This is a genomic window from Micromonospora sp. AMSO31t (assembly GCF_008868175.1).
Lineage (GTDB): Bacteria > Actinomycetota > Actinomycetes > Mycobacteriales > Micromonosporaceae > Micromonospora.
In genome coordinates this window covers 1-6,696 of the sequence record NZ_WBKT01000235.1, presented here as the reverse complement: position 1 = coordinate 6,696, position 6,696 = coordinate 1, and the positions used below count along the sequence as shown (strand labels likewise).

The 6,696-nt window shown below is 73.9% G+C and carries 9 protein-coding genes; 5 read left to right on the top strand and 4 right to left on the bottom strand.

All coding sequences use genetic code 11. The annotated features are described in order from the left end of the window. On the bottom strand, positions 1-655 hold a 655-nt coding region (locus F8274_RS29430), incomplete at its 3' end, for a sensor histidine kinase KdpD (protein ID WP_151465613.1). A 265-nt stretch (positions 656-920) separates the two neighbouring features. Between F8274_RS29430 and F8274_RS29425 the strand changes: the two genes are divergently transcribed. From F8274_RS29425 to F8274_RS29415, 3 genes are read left to right on the top strand one after another with little or no spacing between them, the layout of a single operon-like run. After that, positions 921-1,547, top strand: coding sequence for an SGNH/GDSL hydrolase family protein (locus tag F8274_RS29425; RefSeq protein ID WP_151465612.1), 627 nt, complete (start codon positions 921-923; stop codon positions 1,545-1,547). Positions 1,548-1,584: 37 nt separating this feature from the next. Beyond that, positions 1,585-1,965 carry a VOC family protein gene (locus F8274_RS29420; RefSeq protein ID WP_151465611.1) on the top strand — a complete coding sequence of 127 codons (381 nt, stop codon included), beginning with the start codon at positions 1,585-1,587 and terminating at the stop codon, positions 1,963-1,965. A gap of 51 nt (positions 1,966-2,016) precedes the next feature. Further along, positions 2,017-2,292, top strand: coding sequence for a YegP family protein (locus F8274_RS29415; RefSeq protein ID WP_151465610.1), 276 nt, complete (start codon positions 2,017-2,019; stop codon positions 2,290-2,292). Positions 2,293-2,303: 11 nt separating this feature from the next. On the opposite strand, the gene F8274_RS29410 is transcribed toward F8274_RS29415, so the two are convergent. Further along, positions 2,304-3,413, bottom strand: a complete 1,110-nt coding sequence (locus F8274_RS29410; RefSeq protein ID WP_151465609.1) for a glutamate--cysteine ligase — start codon at positions 3,411-3,413, stop codon at positions 2,304-2,306. A 184-nt stretch (positions 3,414-3,597) separates the two neighbouring features. After that, positions 3,598-3,915, bottom strand: a complete 318-nt coding sequence (locus F8274_RS29405) for a hypothetical protein (RefSeq protein ID WP_225854032.1) — start codon at positions 3,913-3,915, stop codon at positions 3,598-3,600. A gap of 119 nt (positions 3,916-4,034) precedes the next feature. Here F8274_RS29405 and F8274_RS29400 point away from each other — a divergent pair, with 119 nt between their 5' ends. Together F8274_RS29400 and F8274_RS29395 are read left to right on the top strand one after the other, a co-directional pair. Beyond that, positions 4,035-4,655, top strand: coding sequence for an L-threonylcarbamoyladenylate synthase (locus F8274_RS29400; RefSeq protein WP_151465608.1), 621 nt, complete (start codon positions 4,035-4,037; stop codon positions 4,653-4,655). A gap of 76 nt (positions 4,656-4,731) precedes the next feature. Beyond that, a complete protein-coding gene (locus F8274_RS29395) occupies positions 4,732-6,306 on the top strand; it encodes a Na+/H+ antiporter (RefSeq protein WP_192580044.1) in 1,575 nt (524 codons plus the stop codon). A 63-nt stretch (positions 6,307-6,369) separates the two neighbouring features. Here the strand turns inward: F8274_RS29395 and F8274_RS29390 are convergent. Further along, positions 6,370-6,696, bottom strand: a 327-nt coding sequence (locus F8274_RS29390; protein ID WP_192580043.1) for a cellulose binding domain-containing protein, incomplete at its 5' end; no start/stop codon positions are given.

Sequence of the window (6,696 nt, the reverse complement as noted above, 5' to 3'; positions counted from 1 at the left end):
TGGCCGGCCGGCCGCTGAGCAGCGAGTTGAGCTGGACGAGGTGGTCGGGGTGCAGGCCCACTCCGGCGTCCTCTACCCGCAGCAGGACGCCACCGTCCTCGGTGACGAACGCCGACACGGTCACGGCCGCGGTGGGTGGGGAGAACCGGGTGGCGTTGTCGAGCAGTTCGGTGAGCACCCGGATCACGTCGTCGGCGGCGAACTCGACCACCGCCAGCTCGACCACGTGGCCCACCCGGATGCGCGGGTAGTGCTCGACCGCGGAGGCGGCGGCGCGGACCACGTCGACCAGGGGGACGGTCTGCGGGTCGGCGTCCTCGACCCGGCGGCCCAGCAGCACCTGGAGGTTCTCGGCGTGCCGCCGGATCCGGGTGTTGGCGTGGTCGATCCGGTAGAGCCGCTCCAGGCGTTCGGGGTCCTGCTCGTCGGCTTCGACGGCCTCCAGGTGGGTGCCCATCTGGTACGCGGCGGCGAGGATCCGCAGGGCGAACTGGTCGCAGATGGCGGGCCACGGGCCGGGTCCGGGCTCCTCCCGGGGCGGCGGTTCGGGTGTCTCCGGTGGCGCCACGTCCCACCGGGCGACGGTGGGGTCCAGCCAGCGGGCCGCCCGTTGTCGCCAGGTGCTCCGCCGTGGGGTGATGTCCGTGCTTCTCACGAAAGAACCGACCTGTCCATGATTTTCGGCTCTGGCATGGTGCAGCAGTCAACCATCGGATGTGCGCCAATTGCAACGTTGGAGGGCAATGTGGGGAGGTTTTCACATCCCGGTCGCCGCGCTGCCACGGTTGTGTGATCGGTCCCGGCTCGCAAAACGCAACAGCCGGACGGCGAATTTTTCCCAGCGGGTCGGCCGGCCGTGGGGCGGCGACCGGCTTACGGCATGATCATGGAGACGGCGTGACGGGGGAGGGGACGGGCGGATGACCGTGGAGGTGCCGCGCGGCGGCCGGGTGCTCTTCATCGGCGACAGCATCACCGACGCCGGCCGGGACCGGTCCTGCGGCGACGACCTGGGCACCGGGTACGCCATGATGGCCTCCGCCTGGTTCACGGCCCGGCACCCCGGCCACCGGGCCACCTTCCTCAACCGGGGAATCAGCGGCGACCGGGTACGCGACCTGCGGGCCCGCTGGGAGGGCGACTGCCTGGCCCTCGCCCCGCAGGTGGTGTCGGTGTTGATCGGCATCAACGACACCTGGCGGCGCTACACCCGCGACGACCCGACCAGCGCCGACGACTTCGCCCGCGACTACCGGCACCTGCTCGAGGCCACCCGGCCGCTGGGCGCCCGGCTGGTCCTCGTCGAACCCTTCGTGGTCCCGCTGGACGACGCGCACCACGCCTGGCGGGAGGACCTGGACCCGAAGGTCGAGGCGGTCCGCTCGCTCGCCGCCGAGTTCGACGCGACCCTGGTGGCGGTGGACGAGCTGTTCCAGGCCGCCGGCGTGGACGGCCGCGTGTGGACCCGCGACGGGGTGCACCCGACCCCGTTCGGTCACGCGCTGATCGCCCAGGCCTGGCTTCGGGCGGTCAACCCCTCGGCGTGAGCCTGCCATCGACACCGATCGTGGTTAAGCTCGGCCGATGCACCGCTCCCGGCTGTACGCCCTCATCCTCGACGCGCCCCGCGACGCCGCCGCGCCGGCGGTCGAGTTCTGGTCCGCGGCGCTCGGCGCGCCGACCCGCACCGACCCGGCCGAGCCCCAGTTCACCGACCTGGTCGAGGTGGTGCCCGGGCTGGTCACCGCCGTCCAGTCGGTGGACGACGCGCCCCGGCACCACCTCGACATCGAGACCGACGACCTGGCCGCCGAGGTGGACCGGCTGGTCGGCCTCGGCGCCACCCCGGTCTCCCGCTGGCTCGACTGCCACGTGCTGCGGGCGCCGGGCGGTCACCTGCTCTGCGTGATCCCGGTGGCCAGCGACCCGGAGCTGTTCGCCGCGACGGCCACCCGCTGGGACTGACGGCCAGCCCCCCGGTGGTGTCGCCGCCCGCCCTCCGGGTAAGCGCCGGGGATGAAGTTCCTCATCGCCGCGGCCGACACCGGCACCTACGGGTTCACCCTGCTCGGCGACGACGGGCAGGTCATCGCCACCGGCCGGCAGTACCCCGACAAGGCCGCCGCCCTCGCGGTCGTCGCGGACATGATGCGCGAGATCGGCAGCGCCGAGATCGAGGAGCGGACCGAGCCGGCCCAGCCGGCCGAGCCGGCCAGGACGCCGCCCAACCGGACGGTCGGCGGGGAACCCGACCTGGCCCGGATCGGGCGGTCCGGCATCCCGCCCGTCTGACCGCCGGTCGCTCAGGCGTCGAGGGTCCGGGAGGCCAGCTCGTCCAGGACGGCCCGGACGTCCCCGTCGGTGTCGGCCAGGATCCGCCGCTGCCGGGTCGCCCCGTTGCCGTCGCGGCGCAGCCGGTCGAGCTGGTGGGTCACCCGGTCCAGGTCCCCGTACGCGGTCAGCGCGGGAGTGACGGTGGCGACCAGGTCGTCGATCAGCTCCCAGGCCGGTCGGGATCCGCCCGCGCGCAGGTCGACCAGGTCCCCGTCGACGCCGTCGTGCGCCGCACGCCAGTGCGCGGCCGCCACCAGGCAGTCCCGGATCCGGGGCGCGGGCCGGCCGGCCTCCACGTCCTCGGCCGCCGTGGCGACCAGCGCCCGCAGGATGCCGGCGACCAGCACCGTGTCGTCCACCGTCGGGCAGACGTCGCCCACCCGGACCTCCACGGTGGGATAGGCGACGGACGGGCGGGCGTACCAGTAGACCATCTGGGGGTCGAGCATGATGCCGGCGTCGACGAGATCCCCCACCGTCCGGTCGTAGTCGGCGGCGGACTCGAAGTGCGGCGTCGGCCCGACGCTCGGCCAGCGGTCGAACTGCATGGCGCGCCAGCTCGCGTGCCCGGTGTCCCGCCCGTCGTGCAGCGGCGAGTTGGCGGTGAGCGCCTGCACCACCGGCAGCCAGGGCCGCAGGTGGTTGCAGATCTGCACGGCGAGTTCCCGGTCCGGCACCCCGACGTGGACGTGACACCCGCAGACCGCCGGGTCGTGCGCCACCGGCCCGAACCGGTGGGACATGGCGCGGTAGCGGTCCTTGTCCGGCACCGAGCGGTGCGGCTCGCACACCGGCGTCGCGGCGACCGCCACCAGCCGCGCCCCCGCCGCCTCGGCCGCCTCGGCCGCGGCCCGGCGGAGCACCACCAGGTGCTCGCGCAGCTCGGCCAGGTCGGTGCAGATCGGCGTCACCATCTCGACCATGCTGTGCCGGAACTCCTGCCGGCTCTGCTCCCGGCTCGGGCCGGAGAGCGCGGCGAGCACCCGGTCGGCCACCGGCAGGCTCTGCCCGGTCACCGGATCCAGGAGCAGGTACTCCTCCTCCACGCCAAGCGTGCGAACCGCCGGGACGGGGGCCACAGGCTCACCTCCGGTTGCGGCGGGCACGCGGCGCGGCGGACGCGTGCCGGCGTACCCCGCGGGGCAGGTCGGCGGCGGGCGCACCGCGGGGTGCGCCTGTTCGCCGCACCTCACGGTACGGTCCGTTCCCGGCACCCGGCGGCCGTTTGCCCTGATCACGCCCCGGTCCGCCGCGGCGGTGACGTCAGGCGGCGGTGACGGCGAGCGGCTCGGCGCGGACGGCCGGGACCTCGTCGCTGGACCACCCGGTCGGGGGGGTCCGGCCCGGCTCGGCGGGCGTGCCGGCGGCCGGCACCGGACGCGGCATCCGGGCGGCGCGCAGCCCCTCCTGCGCGCTCTCCCAGGCGGCGCACGGCCAAGCCGCCCCGACGCAGCTCGGGCTGACGCAGGCCCGCTCGTCGTCGGGCTGGTGGGCGTCGGCCACCGCCGCGGAGAGGCCCCACAGCAGCGGATCGGTCACCTCGGCCGGACGCTCGGCGCGGTCTGTACTGGCTTCGGACATGGTCAGGTCCCCCCTCGTTGAGCCGCCCCTCTGTTTCCAGAACGCCCGCACGGCAAACCTGGTCACGCCGGATCTTCTCCGTTCGCCCGCGCCCGGCCCGGCGGCATAGGCTGACGGGCGTGGCGAGGTACTACGACCTGCACCCGGACAATCCGCAGCCCCGGGTGCTCCGGCAGGTGGTGGACCTGCTGCGCCGCGACGGCCTCATCGCCTACCCGACCGACTCCTGCTACGCCCTCGGCTGTCGGCCCGGCAACCGCAGTGGCGTCGAGCGGATCCGGGAGATCCGCCGGCTCGACGAGCGGCACCCGTTCACCCTGGTGTGCCGCGACTTCGCCCAGCTCGGCCAGTTCGTCAAGCTCAGCAACGCGGTCTTCCGCCAGGTCAAGGCGGCCATCCCGGGCAGTTACACGTTCATCCTTCCGGCCACCCCCGAGGTGCCCCGGCGCCTTCAGGATCCGCGGCGGCGGGCCGTCGGGGTCCGCGTGCCGAAGCACACGGTGACCCAGGCGCTGCTGGCCGAACTCGGCGAGCCGCTGCTCTCCAGCACCCTGCTGCTCCCCGGCGAGGAGGAGCCGCTGACGCAGGGGTGGGAGATCAAGGAACGGCTCGACCACCTGGTCGACGCCGTGGTCGACGCGGGGGACTGCGGGCTGGAGCCGACCACCGTGGTCGACCTGTCCGGGCCGGAGCCGGAGATCCTCCGCCTCGGCGCCGGCGACCCGTCCCGCTTCGAGTAGCGATCGGCCGTTCCACCCCGCCGCGGGCCCGCGGTGCGGCACCGTGGGATCCGGCGGACGGTGACGGGGGTACGGCGTGGGCGCACTCGTGCTGATCACGGTGCTCGGCGTCACCGTGCTCGTCGGCACCACCATCGGCGGCCGGTACAGCGTCGCGCCGCCCGTGCTGCTCATCGCGATGGGCGCGGGGCTCGGCCTGCTGCCGATGTTCGACAACGTGATCCTCGAACCCGAGGTGGTGCTGCTGCTCTTCCTCCCGGCGATCCTCTACCGGGAGAGCCTGGTCATCAGCCTCCGCGAGATCCGGGCCAACCTTGTCGTGATCGCCCTGCTCGCCGTGGCGCTGGTGATCATCACGATGGTCGCCGTGGCGTACGTGGCGAAGGCGCTCGGCGTCGAGCCGGCCGCCGCGTGGGTGCTCGGCGCGGTGCTCGCGCCCACCGACGCCGCCGCCGTGGCCGGCCTGGCCAAGCGGATGCCGCGCGGCATCCTCACCACGCTGCGCACGGAGAGCCTGGTCAACGACGGCATCGCGCTGGTGCTCTTCTCGGTGGCCGTGGGGGTGATCGCCGGTGGGAGGGTGCCCGACGCGCTCGAACTGGGCGGCCAGTTCGTCGGTAAATCAATCGGGGGGATCCTCGCGGGTTTGGTCGTCGGCGGTGTGGTCGTCCTGATCCGCAAGCACGTGGACGATCCGCTGCGTGAGGGCGGGCTGAGCATCCTCACCCCCTTCGTGGCGTTCCTGCTCGCCGACGCGGTGCACGCCAGCGGGGTGCTCGGGGTCGTGGTGGCCGGCCTGCTGCTGTCCTACGCGGGACCCCGGGTGATCCGGGCTCGCTCCCGGATCACCGCGTACGCGTTCTGGGACCTCTCCACCTTCATGATCAACGGAAGTCTGTTCGTGCTGCTCGGCATGCAGGTGCCCCGGTCGCTGCGCAGCATCACGAGCCACTCGCCGCTGGAGTCGTTCGGCATCGCGGTGGTGGTCGTCCTGGTCGTGGTGGCGACCCGGATGATCTGGGTGCAGCTGTCGGTGGCCGGGCTGCAGGGCGTCGACCGTCGGGAGTCCCGCCGCGCCCGGCGCTTCGACGCCCGGGTGCGCACCGCCGCCGGCTGGGCCGGGTTCCGGGGAGCGGTCTCGCTCGCCGCCGCACTGGCCGTGCCGGTCACCACGCACGACGGGTCCACGGTGCACGAACGCGACCTGATCATCTTCGTCACCGTGGTGGTGATCGTGCTGATCATGCTGGTGCAGGGCACCACCCTGCCGGCCGTGGTCAACTGGGCCGGCCTCATGGTGGACCGGGAGAGGGAGCACGAGGTGCGCTGGGCCCGGATCCGGGCCACCGAGGCCGCGCTGGACGCGCTGCCCCAGGTCGCCGCCGAGGTCGGCGCCGGCTCGGACACCGTCGAGCGGCTCCGCGCCGACTACCAGGACCACCTGGCGGAGGTCCGGTCCCCGCGCAGCGACGAGGCGGACGAGGAGCGGGAGATGACCCGGCGGCTGCGCCTCGGCGTGCTGGACCGCAAGCGGCAGGAGATCACCCGGCTGCGGAACAGCAACCAGATCGACGACGTGGTGCTGCGGGAGCTCCAGTCGGCCATCGACATCGAGGAGATCCGGCTGCTCGGCCCGGAACCGGAGGACTGAGCACCGGCCGCCGGACGGCGGGAGCGGCCCGGCGCGGTGGCACCCGCGCCGGGCCCGGGACGGTCAGCCGGCGGTGCAGGTGGGGGCGCCGGAGGGGGCGGTGCCCGTGCCCTGGAAACCGAACTCGGTGCTGCCGCCCGCGCCGACCTGGCCGTTGTAGGCCACGTTGCGGAAGGTCAGCGCGCCGCTGCTGCCGCTCGGCTGGGCGTTCCAGGTGTTGACCAGGCTCGCGCCGGCCGGCAGCGTCAACCCGACGGCCCACCCGTTGAGTGCGCCGGCGCCGGCGGTGACCCGGACGGTGGTGACGAAGCCGCCCTGCCACTGGTTGGTGGTGAGCGACGCGGTGCAGCCGTTGCCCGACGGCGGCGGGGTGGTCGGCGGGTTGCTGGT